Source organism: Ruegeria sediminis, assembly GCF_005938215.1.
In the GTDB taxonomy this organism is placed as follows: Bacteria; Pseudomonadota; Alphaproteobacteria; order Rhodobacterales; family Rhodobacteraceae; genus Ruegeria; species Ruegeria sediminis.
The window spans coordinates 234,030-251,702 of record NZ_VCPD01000003.1 but is presented as its reverse complement, the minus strand read 5'-3'; the positions used below and the strand labels follow the sequence as shown (position 1 = coordinate 251,702).

The 17,673-nt window shown below is 63.2% G+C and carries 17 protein-coding genes; 5 read left to right on the top strand and 12 right to left on the bottom strand.

What is annotated here, in order from left to right:
• Positions 1-2: 2 nt before the first annotated feature.
• The 11 genes from FGK63_RS09700 to coxB all read right to left on the bottom strand — a co-directional run bounded on the left by FGK63_RS09700 (position 3) and on the right by coxB (position 9,942).
• Positions 3-1,427, bottom strand: a complete 1,425-nt coding sequence (locus FGK63_RS09700) for an FAD-binding oxidoreductase (RefSeq protein ID WP_138841626.1) — start codon at positions 1,425-1,427, stop codon at positions 3-5.
• A 37-nt stretch (positions 1,428-1,464) separates the two neighbouring features.
• The gene (locus FGK63_RS09695; RefSeq protein WP_138841624.1) at positions 1,465-2,283 is read right to left on the bottom strand and encodes an MBL fold metallo-hydrolase; all 819 of its coding nucleotides are present in this window, start codon (positions 2,281-2,283) and stop codon (positions 1,465-1,467) included.
• A gap of 105 nt (positions 2,284-2,388) precedes the next feature.
• Entirely contained in the window at positions 2,389-2,973 is a 585-nt protein-coding gene (locus FGK63_RS09690; protein ID WP_138842304.1) for a GNAT family N-acetyltransferase, read from the bottom strand.
• Entirely contained in the window at positions 2,973-4,235 is a 1,263-nt protein-coding gene (locus FGK63_RS09685) for a M16 family metallopeptidase (RefSeq protein WP_138841622.1), read from the bottom strand. The genes FGK63_RS09690 and FGK63_RS09685 overlap by 1 nt, the downstream gene beginning before the upstream one ends.
• Complete coding sequence (thrC, locus tag FGK63_RS09680) at positions 4,232-5,620, bottom strand: threonine synthase (RefSeq protein ID WP_138841620.1); 1,389 nt, start codon at positions 5,618-5,620, stop codon at positions 4,232-4,234. The genes FGK63_RS09685 and thrC overlap by 4 nt, the downstream gene beginning before the upstream one ends.
• Positions 5,617-6,294, bottom strand: coding sequence for an SURF1 family protein (locus tag FGK63_RS09675; protein WP_138841619.1), 678 nt, complete (start codon positions 6,292-6,294; stop codon positions 5,617-5,619). The genes thrC and FGK63_RS09675 overlap by 4 nt, the downstream gene beginning before the upstream one ends.
• Before the next feature lie 199 nt (positions 6,295-6,493).
• Positions 6,494-7,312, bottom strand: a complete 819-nt coding sequence (locus FGK63_RS09670) for a cytochrome c oxidase subunit 3 (protein WP_138841617.1) — start codon at positions 7,310-7,312, stop codon at positions 6,494-6,496.
• 22 nt (positions 7,313-7,334) lie between these two features.
• Complete coding sequence (locus FGK63_RS09665; RefSeq protein ID WP_138841616.1) at positions 7,335-7,910, bottom strand: cytochrome c oxidase assembly protein; 576 nt, start codon at positions 7,908-7,910, stop codon at positions 7,335-7,337.
• Positions 7,910-8,071, bottom strand: coding sequence for a hypothetical protein (locus FGK63_RS20715; protein WP_171052613.1), 162 nt, complete (start codon positions 8,069-8,071; stop codon positions 7,910-7,912). The genes FGK63_RS09665 and FGK63_RS20715 overlap by 1 nt, the downstream gene beginning before the upstream one ends.
• Entirely contained in the window at positions 8,068-9,012 is a 945-nt protein-coding gene (gene cyoE / locus FGK63_RS09660) for a heme o synthase (protein WP_138841614.1), read from the bottom strand. Before cyoE ends, FGK63_RS20715 begins: the two co-directional genes overlap by 4 nt.
• 93 nt (positions 9,013-9,105) lie before the next feature.
• Positions 9,106-9,942, bottom strand: a complete 837-nt coding sequence (gene coxB / locus FGK63_RS09655; protein ID WP_138841612.1) for a cytochrome c oxidase subunit II — start codon at positions 9,940-9,942, stop codon at positions 9,106-9,108.
• A 176-nt stretch (positions 9,943-10,118) separates the two neighbouring features.
• On the opposite strand from coxB, the gene tldD reads away from it, so the two are divergent.
• The 3 genes from tldD (at position 10,119) to topA (ending at position 15,771) form a co-directional block, all read left to right on the top strand.
• Positions 10,119-11,540: a metalloprotease TldD gene (gene tldD, locus FGK63_RS09650; RefSeq protein ID WP_138841610.1), complete on the top strand. Its 1,422-nt coding sequence runs from the start codon at positions 10,119-10,121 to the stop codon at positions 11,538-11,540.
• Positions 11,541-11,783: 243 nt separating this feature from the next.
• Positions 11,784-12,938 carry a DNA-processing protein DprA gene (gene dprA, locus FGK63_RS09645; RefSeq protein ID WP_138841608.1) on the top strand — a complete coding sequence of 385 codons (1,155 nt, stop codon included), beginning with the start codon at positions 11,784-11,786 and terminating at the stop codon, positions 12,936-12,938.
• 244 nt (positions 12,939-13,182) lie between these two features.
• Entirely contained in the window at positions 13,183-15,771 is a 2,589-nt protein-coding gene (topA, locus tag FGK63_RS09640; RefSeq protein WP_138841606.1) for a type I DNA topoisomerase, read from the top strand.
• On the opposite strand, the gene FGK63_RS09635 is transcribed toward topA, so the two are convergent.
• Positions 15,768-16,301 carry a TetR/AcrR family transcriptional regulator gene (locus FGK63_RS09635; RefSeq protein ID WP_246043996.1) on the bottom strand — a complete coding sequence of 178 codons (534 nt, stop codon included), beginning with the start codon at positions 16,299-16,301 and terminating at the stop codon, positions 15,768-15,770. The two genes, topA and FGK63_RS09635, sit on opposite strands and share 4 nt — an antisense overlap.
• A gap of 113 nt (positions 16,302-16,414) precedes the next feature.
• Between FGK63_RS09635 and FGK63_RS09630 the strand changes: the two genes are divergently transcribed.
• Positions 16,415-16,840 (top strand): VOC family protein, encoded by a 426-nt coding sequence (locus FGK63_RS09630; RefSeq protein ID WP_138841602.1) that lies wholly within the window; start codon positions 16,415-16,417, stop codon positions 16,838-16,840.
• 126 nt (positions 16,841-16,966) lie between these two features.
• The gene (locus FGK63_RS09625) at positions 16,967-17,671 is read left to right on the top strand and encodes a CoA transferase subunit A (protein WP_138841600.1); all 705 of its coding nucleotides are present in this window, start codon (positions 16,967-16,969) and stop codon (positions 17,669-17,671) included.
• Positions 17,672-17,673 lie beyond the last annotated feature (2 nt).

Here is a 17,673-nt window from a genome sequence, read left to right as displayed (position 1 = left end):
GGTCAGGTGTCAGAAACGCGCAGCACCGCGCCCGGATTCATGATCCCCGCCGGATCGAGAGCGGCTTTGATGGCCCGCATGGCAGCCAGCCGGGCCGGGTCGCCATAACGTTCCAGATCCTCGACCTTCATCCTGCCGATGCCGTGTTCCGCGCTGACCGACCCGCCCAGTTCATGGACTAGGTCATGCACGGCGCGTTTCACCGCATCACGCCGGTTTTCGTGCCGATCGCGGCTGCCGCCCTTCTCGGGAAACACGTTGAAGTGCAGATTGCCATCTCCGACATGGCCGAAGCAATTGATGCGGAACGGCCCGATGGCCGCCACGGCCTCAGCACCGCGGCGAATGAACTCCGGAATGGCGGTTATCGGGACCGAAATGTCGTGGCTGGAAATCGATCCGATCAGGCGGTTTGCTTCAGGAATGTGTTCGCGGACCGACCAGAGTTCCTGCCGCTGCGCCTGCGATTGGGCGATCACCCCGTCCCGCACCAGATCCTTCGCGGCCGCGTCCTCGAACACGCTCTCGAGTACGGCCATAGGGTCAAGGCCGGCAGGCAACCCCAACTCGGCCAGAACGCACCACTCGGGCCGTTCGGCGAACGGCTGTCGCACGGTCGGCAGCACCTCGGCCAGGAATTCAAGGCCCTGCCGATGGATCAACTCAAAGGCGCTGACACCCTCTCCGACCCTGTCGCGCGTCAATGCCAGCAAGTCCAGCGCGGCCTCCGGCGAGGGCACCACGAAGACCGCCGTGCCGATCCTCGCGGGCACCGGATACAGCTTGAGCGCAGCGGCGGTGATGATGCCCAGCGTTCCCTCGGCTCCGATCAGCAGGTTCCGCAAGTCGTAGCCGGTGTTGTCCTTCCTCAGCCGGGTCAGACCGTGCCAGATCTCTCCGTTCGGCAGAACCGCTTCCAGCCCAAGGCACAAATCCCGTGCATTGCCATAGCGCAGCACGTTGACGCCACCGGCGTTGGTCGAAAGATTGCCGCCGATCCGGCAGGAACCTTCGGCGGCCAGCGACAAGGGAAACAACCTGTTCACTTCCCGCGCAGCGGCCTGCACGTCCGCCAGAACGGCGCCGGCTTCGGCCACCAGCACGTTTTCAGCCGGATGCACGCTGCGGATCGCGGCCATGCGTTCCAGCGAAATCACCAGAGGCGCTGGACTTGACGGCATTACCTGCCCGCCCACCAGGCCGGTGCCGCCCCCGTAGGGCACCACCGGCACCCTTGCCTCGGCAGCGGCGCCAACCAGTACGGCGACCTCCTCGACCCGCCGGGGCAAGGCCAACACACCGGCCTGTCCGGAATACCGGCCACGGGGTTCTTCCAGATACCGCGCATCGACCGGGCGCAGAACGTCCTGCGGAAGACGCTCCAGCAGACGCGCGGCAAATTTCTCATCGGCGGGGTTCAGATCCATGTCCCTTCCTTGCCCAAGCGCATGCGCCCGGCAAGCCTTAATCCTGCTCGATGAGAAAACGCGGCTCCAGCACGACCACCGTGGGCCGGTCCGGCAGGCTGCGCAGCGAGACCTCGATGTGGGAAACTCCGTCGCGGCGGATTGCGAAATCGTTGCGGACACCGGACAGGAAGCGCTGCAGGGAATAGCCCGAGAACCAGTGCATCGGAATGATCACCGAACTTTTCAGGCGCTGGAGCACCGCGATCATCTCCGGCAGCGGCATGGTCGTGCCGCCATCCACTGCGGCCATCACCACGTCCAGCCTGCCCAGCGCCGCGAACTGTTCGTCGCTCGGGATATGGTGCAGATGCCCCAGGTGACCGATGCAGAGCCCCTCGACCTCGAAGACAAAGATGGAGTTTCCGCGCGCCTCGACGCCGCCATAGATCGAACGGATGTCGGTGGACACGTTCCGGATCAGCATCTCTCCGAGATCCAGATGGTGCTCTATGCCCTCGCCGAACGGCCCCCATCCTTGCAGCACATGCGGTATCGCCGGATCGGGATGCGCGGTCCAATGGGTTTCGTGCGCGTGGTTCATGGTCACCACGTCAGGGATAAGGGCGGCACTGCCGATGAAACCGGTGAAGTCCGTGACTGCGTTCAGCCCGCCACGCGTCTGGATCAGAAACGAGGCATGAGCGACGTAGCTGATCCGCACCGAGAATTCGGGCACCGGATCCTGCCAGCCCGCCTTGTGAAGATATTCGATCCCCGGTGCGGCGTCGGCAATGGCGATGCAGTGGCTCGGCCGCCGCTCCTGCGCCGCCGCGCCGCTCGAGGCCAGTACCATTGCCAACAGAAGCCGCCACATGACCCGAGTTTAGCGCGACAACGGGCCAAGTCACGTCCCCTTGTTCATCTGGCCGGAAATACCCCGGGGTTCGGGGCAGCGCCCTGATGGCCCGGCCGGAGCCACCTAACCCACATCCGTCTTGCCGCGGCGGTCGGATCGCAAGCTGGCATATAGCACATGCGTCCTCCAGCGTCCGTTGATCTGCAGGTAGGACTGCGCCACGCCCTCGTACTTGAACCCGGAGCTTTCCAGCAGCCCGCGCGAAGCCAGGTTCTCGGGCAGGCAGGCGGCCTCGATCCGGCTCAGGTCCAGGCGGGTGAAGGCATGGTGGACCAAGGCCCCGATCGCCTCGCGCATGTAACCCTGCCGGGCAAAGGATTCGCCGGTCCAGTATCCAAGCGTTCCGGCCTGCGCCGGGCCGCGCCGGATATTGTCCAGCGTAATCGCGCCGACCAGCACGTCATCCTCGCGCCGGAACAGGAACAGCGGAATGGCCGAACCGTTCGCCACCGACCGTTGCGCCCAGTAGACCCGGTTGGTGAAGGCCTTGCGGCTTAGATGGTCATTGGCCCAGCTGGGCTCCCAAGGCGTCAGGAAACCCTGGGACGCGCGCCGCAGCGCCGCCCAGTCCTGGAAGTCGGAGTGGACGGGCGGGCGCAGGCTAAGCCGTTCGGTTTCGAGTTTCAGCTTACGCCGGCCCAGAAGCATCACGCCGCACGCCTCTCCTGCAACTCTGCGAGCGTCGGTGCGGTCGAGACCGGCCCGTAGAGCGCCAGTGCAGCCGGCGCCTTGACGGCCATCTCTTCGGCGAAATCGCGCACCTGGCCCGTGGTTACCGCGTCGATCCGCGCGATGGTCTCCTCGAGCGAGGGCACCTTGCCCCAGATCTGCACCAGGCGCGCCAGGCGCTCGGCCCGGTTCGAGGGGCTTTCCAGCCCCATCAGCATCCCGGCCTTCATCTGGGCGCGGGCGCGGGCGACCTCTTCGGGGGTCATGTCCTCGGCAGCGCGCTTCATCTCGTCGATGGTTATGCCGGCCAGTTCCGCGACCTGGCCCGCCGAGGTTCCCGCGTAGATGGTCGTGGTGCCGGTATCTGCATAGGCGCCGGTCTGCGCGAAGATCGTGTAGCAGAGGCCGCGCACTTCGCGCACTTCCTGGAACAGGCGCGAGGACATGCCGCCGCCGAGGGCCGAGGAATAAATCTGCGCCGTGTAAATCGCGTCGTCACGGTAACCGGGGCTTTCCAGGGCCAGCGCGAAATGCGCCTGCTCCAGCGCCTTCTCGTGCCGCGCTTCACCGCCGGTAAAGCGGGCGGGCTCCGCGATCAGCCCCTTGCGGGGCTTCAGGTGCCCGAACATCTCTTCGGACAGCTTCACGAGCATGTCGTGGTCGACGGCTCCCGCTGCCGACAGGATCATCTGTTCGGGTCCGTAGTGTTCGGCCACGAAAGCCGACAGGTCGTCGCGCGAAAAGGCGCTGACACGCTCGGTCGGCCCCAGGATGGTCCGGCCCAACGGCTGGTCGCGATAGCTTTCTTCCTGCAGCCAGTCGAAGATCACGTCGTCGGGCGTGTCATGCGCCTGCCCGATCTCCTGCAGGATCACGCCGCGCTCGACCTCGATCTCGCGCGGATCGAAAACCGGGTTCAGCACGATGTCGCCGATCACGTCCAGCGCCAGCGCCACGTCGTCCTGCAACACGCGGGCGTAGTAGGCGGTCACCTCGCGCGAAGTATAGGCGTTGATGTAGCCGCCCACGTCCTCGATCGCCTCGGCGATCTCCAGGGCCGAGCGACGCGCGGTGCCCTTGAACGCCATGTGTTCGAGAAAATGGGCGATCCCGTTCTGTTCGATACGCTCATGACGGCCGCCGGCGGTCACCCAGATGCCGATGGCGGCCGATTGCAGGCCCGGCATGTTTTCACTGACGATGCGAAAGCCGTTGGCCAGTTGGTCTTGTCTTACAGTCACGCAGAGATATGCCCTTTGATGTGTTCCTGAATTGCGCCCAGATCGTTGGCGATGCGGGTCACCCGTTCCGACCGTTCATACAGGTCCGACATGCGCGGGGGAAGAGGCGGATGCACGCCGCTCGCCTGTTCGACCGCGGCCGGGAACTTTGCCGGATGCGCGGTGGCAAGCGTGATCATGGGGGTTTCGGCCGAACGGTGTTCCTCGGCCACCTTGATGCCGACGGCGGTGTGCGGGCAAACCAGTTCGGCGCTGCGGGCCAGCGTGGATTTGATCGTCGCGAGCGTTTCCTCTTCGGACGCGCGGCCCGAGTCGAAGACTTCGCGCAGGGCTTCCATCGCCCCCTGGCTTACGTCGAATCCGCCGGATTTCAGCTCGTCCATCAACTGCGCCACGGCGCGCCCTTCCTCGCCATAGGCGTAGTAGAGCGCGCGTTCAAAATTTGAACTGACCTGAATGTCCATCGACGGGCTGACCGAAGGGATGGTCTCGCCCTTGTAGTACCCGTCGCCGGAAAGACACCGGTGCAGGATGTCGTTCTGGTTGGTCGCCACCACAAGCCGTTCGATCGGCAGCCCCATGCGTTTGGCTATGTAGCCGGCGAAGATGTCGCCGAAATTGCCGGTCGGCACCGTGAAGCTGACCTTGCGATGCGGTGCGCCGAGGCTGACGGCCGACGAGAAGTAATAAACCACCTGCGCCAGTACGCGGGCAAAGTTGATCGAGTTGACACCCGCAAGCCGGACGCCGTCGCGAAAATCGAAATCGTTGAACATGTCCTTCACGGCCGCCTGGCAATCGTCGAAATCCCCATCCACCGCCAAGGCGTGCACGTTGCCATCCGCCGGCGTCGTCATCTGGCGGCGCTGAACCTCGGACACGCGGCCGTGCGGGAAGAGGATGAACACGTCCACGGCGTCCAGTCCCCGGAAGGCCTCGATCGCCGCCGAACCGGTATCGCCGCTGGTGGCGCCGACAATGGTCACCCGGTCGCCGCGCCGCTGCAGCGCAACCTGGAACAGCTGGCCGATCAGCTGCATGGCGAAATCCTTGAAGGCCAACGTCGGACCGTGGAAAAGCTCCAGCAGGAAGTGGTTCTCGTTGAGCTGCTTCAGCGGAGCACGGGCGGCGTGGTCGAAACCCTCGTAGGCGCGCGCGATGATGCCCTTGAATTCGTCCTCGGCAAAGGAGCCGCTGACAAAGGGCCACATCACCCGAAAGGCGATTTCCTCGTAAGGCAGTCCGGCAAGCGCCGCGATCTCGTCATTCGACAACACTGGGATTTCCGCAGGCAGATAAAGCCCGCCATCGCGGGCCAGGCCGGTCAGCATGGCCTCTTCGAAGGAAAGTTCGGGCGCCTGCCCGCGGGTCGAGATGTATTTCATGTCGTTCTGCCTTCTGGTGGGGCGCGGCTGCGCCACAGGAAATAGGCGGTCATGGCGGCCCAGACGAGGGCGAGCCCGAACCAGGTGATCGCATATTGCAGGTGATCGTTGGGAATTCCGACGGTGTCCACCGGCAGCGGCGTCACGTTCGGATCGGTCCGGCTGCGCGCGATCAGCAACACGGGCTCGGTCCCAAGTTCCTGCGCCAGCGCGGTGACGTCCCGGGCGAACCAGATGTTTTCTGCCAGGTCGGCGTCGGGCGTATAGCTGTCGATCTCGTCCGGCCAGTGAAGGTTGCCTGTGACCTCCATCTGACCGATCTGCCGCTCGGCCCGTTTTGCCTCGGTCGGGATGAAGCCGCGATCCACGAGGAGGGTTCGGTCTCCGGTTCTGAACGGTGCGATGATCCTGTATCCGGGCCCGACCTGCTTGACCGAGACCAGCACGCGAACCTCGCCGGCAAGAATCTCGCCCTGGACGGTGACGGGCAGGTATCTGTCTGCCTCGGGACGGGGGTTTTCCGGAAGATTGACGGGGTCGCCCGAGATGCGGGCGTCAATCTCGGACAGCAGCGCCTCTTTCCAAGCCAGGCGCCGGACCTGCCAGGTTCCCAGCGCCAGCAGCACCGCCAGCCCGGCCAGACCGAAGATCAGCAGAAACAGAATACGGCGCATGTCAGGTCCAGAAATTCTCAAACGCGGCGCTCCGCGAACCGGTGCCTTGTTATGGTCGGATCGGCATGTATTGCAACCGCGCAATTGTATGGGTTGCAATGTCGCCGCCTCACCGCCAACGAAAAAGCCGCCAAGCGGCGGCTTTTCCTGATCCTGTTGGGCCGACGTTTCCGCCCGCCCGATCCGGGATCTTGCATGGTCAGTGGTAAAGCGGCCACTGTCCCCAAATGTAGACGGCGAAGAACAGGAACAGCCACACGACGTCGACGAAGTGCCAGTACCAGGCGGCCGCCTCGAACCCGATGTGTTTGTCGGGGGTGAAATCGCCCCGCAGCGCGCGCAGCAGGCAGACCGTCAGGAAGATCGTTCCGATGATCACATGCGCGCCGTGGAAACCAGTGGCCATGAAGAAGTTCGAATAGAACTGGTCGCCGCCGAATTCCCAGCCCTCATGTGCCAGAAGCTCGAAATACTCGAACGCCTGCAGGCCGGTGAAGGCGATCCCCAGAACGATCCCGATTGCCAGACCGTTCACCAGCGCCTTGCGGTTATTCTCGTGCACCAGCGCGTGGTGTGCCCAGGTGACTGCGCAGCCCGACAGCAGCAGGACCAGCGTGTTGATCAGCGGCAGGTGGAACGGGTCGACCGCATGGATTTCCGGCGCGATGTATTCGGTGCCGGGGTAGTCCTGCATCGGGTACATGCGATGCTTGAAGAAGGACCAGAACCAGGCAAAGAAGAACATCACCTCGGACATGATGAACAGGATGAAGCCATAGCGCAGGCCGATCCGCACGACGGGCGTGTGATCGCCGACGCGGCTTTCGGCCACCACATCGGACCACCAGGCGAACATGGTGTAGAGAACCGCCACCAGTCCGGCCCAGAACATGAACGGAGTTATGCCGTGCATCCACAGAACGGCTCCGAACAGCATCACAAAGCCGCCGATCGCACCGATCAGCGGCCAGATCGACGGGCTCAGAATGTGGTAGTCATGGTTTTTTGCGTGTGCCATCAGCGTCCCTCACCTACAGGCATTAATTCGTTTTTGTTTCCGCCTGCGGATCAAGGGCGGCTTGGCCCTCGGGCAGGTCGATTTCGTAGAATGTATACGACAGGGTTATCGTATGCACATACTTCGCTTCGGGGTCCTCGACGATTTCGGGATCAACAAAGAAGGTTACGGGCATCTGCACCCGCTCGCCCGGCTCCAACACCTGTTCTTCGAAGCAGAAGCAGGCGATCTTGGCGAAATAGCCGCCGGCCGCATAGGGCGTCACGTTGTAGGACGCCTGCCCTGCCACAGGTTTGTCGGTCGGGTTGTAGGCCTCGTAGAAGGCAAGTCCGGTTTCGCCGATGCGGATTTCCATTTCGCGCTCGACCGGGATGAACTCCCAAGGCATGCCACGCTCTTTCGAGGCGTCGAAACGCACCGTGATGGTCTTGTCCAGAACGGTATCGGATTCCTGCTGCGCGACACCGGTGGTGCCGCCGAACCCGGTGACGCGGCAGAACCAGTCGTAGAACGGCACCGCCGCCCAGGCCAGCGCACCCATCACGACGACGACGCCAACCAGTTGCAAGACGGTTTTCTGCGGGCCACCGAGCGCCATCAGTTCTGCACCTCTCCGCGCGGCGGCTCGAAATCGCCCCGGGTGACCTTGACCACCGTCAGGCCGAAGATGATGACGATGAAAGCCGCCAGCGTCAGCGCAACTCCGATGTTGCGCCCGAACCGGCGCTGGTGCAACTCGTGCGTCTTGCGCAGGCTCATCCCCAGCCTCCCAGCCCATAGGGCTTCAGCAGGGCTTCGGCCAGGATCGCGCCGAAATGCAGGAAGAGGTAGAGCAGAGAGAGTTTGAAGAAATTCCGCTCGACCCTGAAATTGTCGGCCTCCGAAGCGTCTTCGTTGCGGCGCGAGATCTTCCATGCGCCGCGCAGGAACAGGAAGTTCATGATCAGGGCAACGGTCAGGTAGACCGGACCGCCGATGTCCGAGAAGGCGGTGCCGACGGCCAGGAGCGCAAGCAACGCGGTGTAGACGAGAATGTGAACACGGGTGGCGCGGCGTCCATGCGTCACAGTCAGCATGGGCACGCCCGCGTCGTCATAGTCGGACCGCATGAACAAAGCCAGCGCCCAGAAATGCGGCGGCGTCCACATGAAAGTCAGCGCGAACATCAGCCAGGGTTCCACAGACATGGATCCGGTCGCCGCGATCCAGCCGATGACCGGCGGGAACGCCCCGGCGGCACCGCCGATCACGATGTTCTGCGGCGTCGAGCGCTTCAGCCACATGGTGTAGACGACCACGTAGAAGAAGATCGTGAAGGCAAGGAACGCTCCGGCGAAGACGTTCGTGGCCAGTCCCAACATGATCACGGACAGGCCCGACAGTGCGAGGCCAAAGGCCATCGCCTCGCCTTCCTGGATCTTGCCGGTCGGAATCGGACGGCCCTTGGTGCGTTTCATGACCCGGTCGATGTCGGCGTCCCACCACATGTTCAGCGCCCCCGAGGCGCCGCCTCCGATGGCGATGAAAAGGATGGCGCAGAAGCCGATCACGGGGTGAACGGGGACCGGGGCTGCCAGCAGACCGACCAGAGCCGTGAACACGACAAGCGACATCACGCGCGGCTTCAGCAGGGCGAAATAATCGCCAAAGCTGGCCTCGTCCTCGCGGACTGTACTGGCGTTGATGCTTGCGTCGCTCATCTTTGGTTCCTTGGCGTGAAAGGCGCGTGGACCCCACGCACCCTACATCACGATAGTTCGCAGCAGGATGATGTCACCCTGCCGCCGGGCTCGTCACTTCGATGCGACCTCGAAGGTTTGCGGAATGCCCGCATACTCTTCCTTGGCGCTCGCCAGCCACTCGGCATAAGCCTCTTCGCTGACCACTTTCACGGTGATCGGCATGTAGGCGTGATCCTTGCCGCAAAGCTCGGAGCACTGGCCGAAATAGATGCCTTCCTTCTCGGCCTTGAACCACAGTTCGGCCAGGCGGCCCGGAACCGCGTCCTGCTTCACGCCGAAGGCCGGGATGGTCCAGGCATGGATCACGTCCGCGCCGGTCACCTGCATCACGACGATCTTGTTGACAGGCACGACGACCGCAGTGTCGGTGGCCAGAAGATACTCATCCTCGGAATAGCCGTACTCGGCCAGTTGGTCCTTTTCGAGCTTGAAGCTTTCAAAGCCGAAGCCTTCGTCGATGTATTCATAGCCCCAATACCACTGGTAGCCGATCACCTTGATGGTGATGTCACCTTCGGGAATCTCCTGCTGCTTGAACAGGACGGGCAGCGAGAACGCGCCGATGAAGACGAGAATCAGGATCGGACCGATGGTCCATGCGATCTCGACGGGCGTATAGTGCGAGAACTTGGCAGGGTTCGGGTTGGCGCGCTGGTTGAAGCGTACGATGCAGTACAGCAGAAGAGCGCCGACCAGCACACAGACTGCCGTGATGATGACCAAAATCATGTAGTCCAGCGATTGCAGGTCGCGGGCAAGTTCCGTCGCCGCAGGTTGGAAGCCCACGCCCCGGTCGACGGGCTTGCCAATGGATTCCAGTTCCTGAGCCATGGCGGGAAGGCTTGAAAGGGCTGCAAAAAGCCCCGAAAGCGTCAAAGCATTCTTCATTTTCTGTCCTGATCGTTTGATCTTTGCGTCCCTGAAGGGGGCCGTGAATCAGGTCACACCCCTCCCGTTGTCTTTGGCTGCGTTAAAAACCATATTCCGGAGACTAGATAAAGCAAAATGCTTGCGTCAAACGGACGCTATTTTTGATCTGGATCAAATCGGAAAGGTCCCGCCCCATGCCCCAAGACCCGTTTCGCCCCTTCGAAGCCGCGCTGCCGCGCGACGAGGCCCTTGCCGTTCTGCAAAAGGCGACCGCCGGGGCCGAGGATGGCGAACTGTTCGTCGAACGGCGGAAGTCCGAAGCGCTGGTGTTTGACGACGGACGCCTGCGCAGCGCGTCCTACGACGCGTCCGAGGGGTTCGGACTGCGCGCCGTGCAGGGCGAGGTGGCGGGATACGCACATTCGACCGAAGTTTCTGTCCCGGCGCTGAAGCGCGCGTCGGAAACCGCGCGTTTGGCGGTTGGGGATGGCGGCGGCACGCTGGCCGAGGCGCCGCGGGCGACCAACACACGACTCTACGGCGACGATGATCCGATCGAGTCCGCCGCCTTTCCGGTAAAGATCGAAACCTTGCGCGAAATCGACGCCTTCGCCCGCGACCTGGACCCGCGCGTCGTGCAGGTCAGCGCGACGCTGGCCGCATCGCTGCAGGAAGTGGAAATCCTGCGCCCCGACGGGGTCCTTGTCCGCGACGTGCGTCCGATGACACGCCTGAACGTCTCGGTCATCGTCGAACAAAATGGCCGCCGCGAAAGCGGAACGGCGGGCGGCGGAGGGCGCGTCGGGCTGGATGGCCTGATCGATCCGGCGGACTGGCAAGCAAAGGCAAAGGAAGCACTACGCATCGCTCTGGTGAACCTCGAGGCGGTGCCGGCCCCGGCAGGCGTCATGGAGGTCGCGCTCGGCCCCGGCTGGCCCGGCATCCTGCTGCACGAAGCGATCGGCCATGGGCTGGAGGGCGATTTCAACCGCAAGAAAAGCTCGGCCTTCGCGGGCTTGATGGGACAGAGGATCGCATCCAGGGGGGTGACGGTGCTGGACGACGGCACTCTCCCGGATCGGCGCGGCTCGATCACCGTGGACGACGAGGGTACTCCGAGTTCACGCACCGTCCTGATCGAGGACGGCATCCTGACCGGCTTCATGCAGGACCGCCAGAATGCCCGCCTGATGGGTACCGTTTCAACTGGCAACGGACGCCGCCAGAGCTTTGCGCACAAACCCATGCCGCGCATGACCAACACGGTGATGCTGGGCGGCGACGCAGATCCGGCCGAGTTGGTGGCCGAGATCAAGGACGGCATCTGGGCCGTCGGTTTCGGCGGCGGGCAGGTGGACATCACCAACGGGAAATTCGTCTTTTCCTGCACCGAAGCCTACCGGGTTCAGAACGGCAAGATCGGCGCGCCGGTCAAGGGGGCCACGCTGATCGGCGACGGCCCTTCGGCGTTGATGCGGATTCGCGGCCTGGGCAACGACATGGCGCTGGATCCCGGAATGGGCAATTGCGGCAAGAACGGGCAGTGGGTTCCCGTCGGCGTCGGGCAACCGACTGTGCTGATGGACGGGCTGACGGTCGGAGGCTCGGCTGCTTGAGTCGCCACCTTTGGCGCCCGGTCACCAAGGGCCGGGCAAACCCGGTCATGGCGCTGATTCCTGCGCCATGGGCTTGTATCAGTTCGGCTTCCGCGGGCCCGCGACGGAAAATTTCTAAAGCATTTCAAAGTCTTTTGACGCATGCCGACCAGTTTCCAAGGAATCTGCGCCAAATTTTCAGCGATTCACGCGCTGTTAACCCTGCCTTGCGTAAACCGGACGTGCAATCAGGCGGAGCGACGGATGACCGAGGAACGACTTTCTTCCAATCACCCCACACTCCCACCCACCACGGAAGAAGACCGGTTTTCGTGGCTCCGTCTGTTGCGCTCGCGCAAGGTTGGCCCCGCAACGTTCCGGCGCCTGCTGCAAGAGCATGGCTCAGCGCAGAACGCGCTGGCCGCGCTGCCGGAAATGGCGCGTGCTGCCGGGATCGAAGGCTATGAAACGTGCCCGCCCGGCGTCGTCGAGGCAGAGTTCAAGGCCGCAAGAGCCGTGCGCGCACGGCTCTTGTGCCTTGGCGACAAGGAATACCCGCGCTCGCTATTGGATCTTCAGGACGCGCCGCCTGCATTGTGGGCGATGGGCGATCCCGCCCTGCTCGCCCGCCCGATGGTCGCCCTCGTGGGCGCGCGCAATTGCTCATCGCTTGGCGCGCGCATGGCGCGGGCTTTGGCGCATGATCTGGGTGCGCTCGGATATGTGGTGGTGTCGGGTCTGGCCCGTGGAATAGACACCGCGGCTCATCAGGCTACGCTGCAAACCGGAACCGTCGCGGTTCTGGCCGGCGGTGTGGACACCGTGTATCCCGCCGAGAACACAGAACTGGCTGCAAGGATCGAAAAGCAGGGTCTGCGGTTGTCCGAGCAACCGCTGAAGACTGTCCCGCAGGCCCGCCATTTTCCGCGCCGGAACCGCATCATCTCGGGGCTTGCGCAGGCGGTGGTGGTGGTTGAAGCCGCGGCGCGATCCGGAAGCCTCATCACCGCGCGTGACGCGTTGGACCAGGGGCGCGAGGTTCTGGCCGTTCCGGGGCACCCGTTCGACGCCCGCGCGGCAGGGTGCAATCTGCTGATACGCGACGGCGCGCACCTGGTGCGCAATGCGCAGGACGTTATCGACGCATTGCCGATGCAAAACGCGGAAGCGCCCCGCAATTCGGCGACGGACGTAAAAACAGAGCCGCAATCGAAACCTCCAGAGAACCAAATCCGGACGGAACACGGCACGCTGCACATGAAAATCCTTGATCGTCTTGGCCCCTCGCCCCTGGCGGAAGACCAGCTGATCCGCGACCTGTCCGCCAGCGCCGGAGAGATCGGGCCCGCTCTGGTGGATCTGGAGCTTGACGGCAAGATACACCGGCAGGCCGGCGGATTGCTGTCGCGGGCGGGGTGAAGACGGATCCGAGCATGGTCACGGCGCGGTCACGGTACCGGCAAGAGTTGCGAAATCGGTCGCTGTTGTCGCCACTCCGACCGCCGCGCGACCTGCTCCTCCACGCCGAGAACGGAACGGACTTGGCCCTGTTTCCGGCACTGCTTTGGGCGTGAAATACAACGGATTGACAATCCACCCTTGTGCTCCACATGTTGCACGGCCATAGAAAGCGCCAAATCCGTTGCACGAGGTTTTTCACTAAATGCCTGTAGTCGTTGTAGAATCCCCTGCCAAGGCAAAAACGATCAACAAGTACCTTGGTTCCGACTACACCGTTCTGGCGTCGTATGGCCACGTCCGGGACCTGCCTGCCAAGGACGGATCGGTTGATCCGGACCACGATTTCTCCATGACCTGGGAAGTGGCCGCCGATAGCCGCAAACACGTCAAAGCGATCGCCGATGCGCTCAAGGACGACAACGCCCTGATCCTCGCCACCGACCCCGACCGCGAGGGCGAGGCGATAAGCTGGCACCTGCAGGAGGCGCTGACCAAACGGCGCTCGATCAAGAAGGACACTGAAGTCAGCCGGGTCACCTTCAACGCGATCACCAAGGACGCCGTCACCGAGGCGATGAAGAAGCCGCGCCAGGTGGACATGCCGCTGGTCGAAGCCTATCTGGCGCGCCGCGCATTGGACTATCTTGTGGGCTTCAACCTGAGCCCAGTCCTGTGGCGCAAACTGCCGGGCGCGAAATCGGCCGGCCGGGTGCAGTCGGTTTGCCTGCGCCTCATCGTCGAGCGGGAAATGGAGATCGAGGCCTTCAAGCCGGTCGAATACTGGTCGGTCAAGGCGCTGTTCGAAACTCCGCGCGGGCAGACCTACGAGGCGCGCCTGACCACACTGGCGGGCAAGAAGCTCGACAAGCACGACATCGCCAACGCTACCCAGGCGGAACTGGCGATGCAGGCCGTCATCAGCCGCGCCCTGACCGTGACCGCAGTCGAGGCGAAACCCGCCGCGCGCAACCCGAGTGCGCCCTTCATGACCTCGACACTTCAGCAGGAAGCGAGCCGGAAATTCGGCATGGGCGCGCGCCAGACCATGAGCGCCGCCCAGCGGCTCTACGAGGCCGGGCATATCACTTACATGCGAACCGACGGCATCGACATGGCGCCAGAAGCGGTCATGGCGACCCGCGACGCCATCAAGGACCGCTTTGGCGCGGAATACGTCCCCGACAGCCCGCGCATGTACAAGAACAAGGCAAAGAACGCGCAAGAAGCACATGAATGCATCCGGCCGACGGACATGACGCGCGATGCCGCCAAACTGAAACTCACCGATGACGACCAGCGCAAGCTTTACGATCTGATCTGGAAACGCACCATCGCCTGTCAGATGGCGGCCGCCCGGCTGGAGCGGACCACTGTCGAAATCGGCAGCGCGGACAACCAGGTCGGGCTGCGGGCCACCGGGCAAGTCGTCCTGTTCGACGGGTTCATGCGCGTCTACGAAGAAGGCCGCGATGACGTGGCCGACGAGGATGAAAAGCGCCTGCCGCAGATCATGGCTGGCGACAAGGCGGTCTTCGCCAAGGAATCGCTCAAGGAGCAAGCCGACAAGGCCAAGGCAAATGACAGCGGCGCGGTCCTTTCGGAGAACGAGGCGGTTCTGGCGCTCCAACACCATACCCAGCCGCCGCCGCGCTATACCGAGGCGACGCTGGTCAAGCGGATGGAAGAACTGGGGATCGGCCGGCCATCGACCTATGCCTCGATCGTGACCACGATCCAGGATCGCGGCTATGTGCGCAAGGACAAAAACCGCCTGATTCCCGAAGAGAAAGGCCGGATCGTCACCATCTTTCTGCTGAATTTTTTCCGCCAGTACGTGGGGTACGAATTCACCGCCAACCTGGAAGAGCAGCTGGACGACGTCAGCGCCGGCGACCGCGATTACAAGGACCTGCTGGGCCGGTTCTGGCGCGACTTTTCGGCGGCCATCTCCGAAACATCCGAATTGAGGATCTCGGAGGTGCTGGAAAAGCTGGACGAGGCCCTGGCGCCGCAGCTTTACCCCCCGCGCGAGGATGGCTCGGACCCGCGCATCTGCCCGAAATGCGGGGTCGGACGGTTGCACCTGAAAACCTCGCGCACCGGTGGTTTCGTCGGATGCGGCAACTATCCTGAATGCCGGTACACTCGCCCGCTGAGCGGCGATCCCGACGACGCCGGCGACAGGGTTTTGGGCGAGGACAAAGGTGAAGAGATCAGCCTGAAGAAGGGACGGTTCGGCCCATACGTCCAGCGTGGCGAGGCGACCGAGGACAACAAGAAGCCGCCCCGCGCTAGCCTTCCGCGCGGCTGGTCGGCCGAGGACATGGACCTCGACAAGGCGCTGATGCTGCTCAACCTGCCGCGAGAGGTTGGCCCTCATCCCGACGACGGCGAAATGATCGAAGCCGACATTGGCAGGTACGGTCCCTTCGTGAAGCACGGCAAGCTCTATGCCAATCTCAAGGACGTGGACGAAGTCTTCACGATCGGAATGAACCGGGCCGTCGAAGTGCTGGCCCAAAAGGCCGCCGGCCGCGGCGGACGCGGAAGCACGGCGAAACCGCTGAAGGAGCTGGGCGAGCATCCCGATGGCGGCGCGGTCAACGTCATGGACGGGCGCTATGGGCCTTACGTGAAGTGGGAAAAGATCAACGCCACCCTGCCCAAAGGGGTCGAACCCGCAGACGTCACCATGGAGATGGCGGTTGAGCTGATTGCCGAGAAAGCGGCCAAGAAAGGCGGCAAGAAAAAGGCCCCCGCCAAGAAAAAGGCAGCGTCGAAAAGCGGCTAGCCCGACTTCAGCGATCCGATCAGCCGCGACATGGCCCGGACATAGGGATCCGGATCGTGGCCTTCGGCGATGGCAAGTGCCGCGCGGTCGTAGGCCGCCGACAACGCGTCGGCCAATGCGTCAAGTTCGGCCGGTTCCAACCCCGAAGCGGCGCTCGACAAACCGTCGCGCAGGGTGCGACGACCGCCGCCTGCATCGATCCGCGCCATTTCCTGCGTTCCCAGAACCGCGGGACCGTCAATCAGCAGCAGCCGCGCGCGGCCCGGCTTGGACATGGCTTGGAAGAAGGCCAGGCTGCCAGCCGACATCGCGTCCTGACCGGCAGCCAGCGCTTCTTTCTCTACGGACTTCGCCAGAGCCTCGGCCTCGGCCGTGACCACCGCACAGAACAGGTCCTGCTTGTCCTTGAAATGATGATACAGCGCACCGCGCGTCACCTTGGCCTCGCGAACGATCTCGGGCGTCGATGTCTCGGCATAGCCGTTCGCGACGAACAGCTTGCGCGCGCAGGCGATCAGGCGGGACCGCATGGCCGCACTTCGGTCGGCATTGGGTACGGGTGTATTTTTTCCTTGCATACATACAACCTGCATGTTTATTGATACATACATTCATCCTGTATGTTACTCGGAGGAAGTGCAAGATGCGACCGACGCAATATTACCCAGTCATTCAAACCGCCGATGTTTCGGGCACTGCCGCCTTCTATCAGGCGAACTTCGGGTTCCGGCCTGCATTTGCAGCCGACTGGTACGTTCACCTCCAATCCGAAAGTGATCCTGCGGTGAACCTAGCGATATTGGCGGCAGAACACGAAACCATACCGGCCGAGGCGCGCGGCGCGGCTCGGGGCATCATCCTGAATTTCGAAGTGGCCGATGCCGCCGCGGAATATCATCGACTGAAAGCGGCTGGGCTGCCGATCCTCAAACCTCTCTGCGACGAAGATTTCGGACAGCGCCATTTCATCACGAAGGATCCCAACGGCGTCCTGATCGACGTGATCACCCCGATCCCGCCGAGCGCCGAGTTTGCGGCCCAGTACAGCGCCGACGCTCTTCCGGTCTGAAATCGGGCGGAGCGGCGGCAAGCCGCTCCTAACCGTAGAAATACTTGCCCGCCAAGGGTTACATTGACTTCACCGTGACGTGACGGCACAACCAGCGCAATCACCAAGTCATTGGGGGAGTTTTCAATGAAAAAAGTCTATGGCAATGCCGCCGAGGCGCTCGACGGGCTGTTGTTCGACGGCATGTTCATCGCGGCCGGCGGCTTCGGCCTGTGCGGCATTCCCGAACTGCTGCTGCAAGCGATCAAGGAAGCGGGCACCAAGGATCTGACCTTTGCTTCGAACAACGCCGGTGTCGACGATTTCGGCATCGGCATCCTGCTGCAGACCCGGCAGGTCAAGAAGATGATCAGCTCTTACGTGGGCGAGAACGCCGAATTCATGCGCCAGTACCTGAGCGGCGAACTGGAGCTGGAATTCAACCCGCAAGGCACCCTGGCCGAGCGCATGCGCGCCGGCGGCGCCGGCATCCCCGGGTTCTACACCAAGACCGGCGTTGGTACCGTGATCGCCGAGGGTAAGGAGCACAAGGATTTCGACGGCGAGACCTATATCCTTGAAAAGGGCATCTTCGCCGATCTGGCCATCGTCAAGGCCTGGAAGGCCGACGACACCGGCAACCTGATCTTCCGCAAGACTGCGCGCAACTTCAACGTGCCCGCTGCGACCTGCGGCAAGATCTGCGTGGCCGAAGTCGAGGAAATCGTGCCGCGCGGTTCGCTGGATCCCGACTGCATCCACCTGCCCGGCATCTACGTGCACCGCATCATTCAGGGCGCGCACGAAAAGCGTATCGAACAGCGCACCACCCGCAAACGTGAGGAGGCTTAATC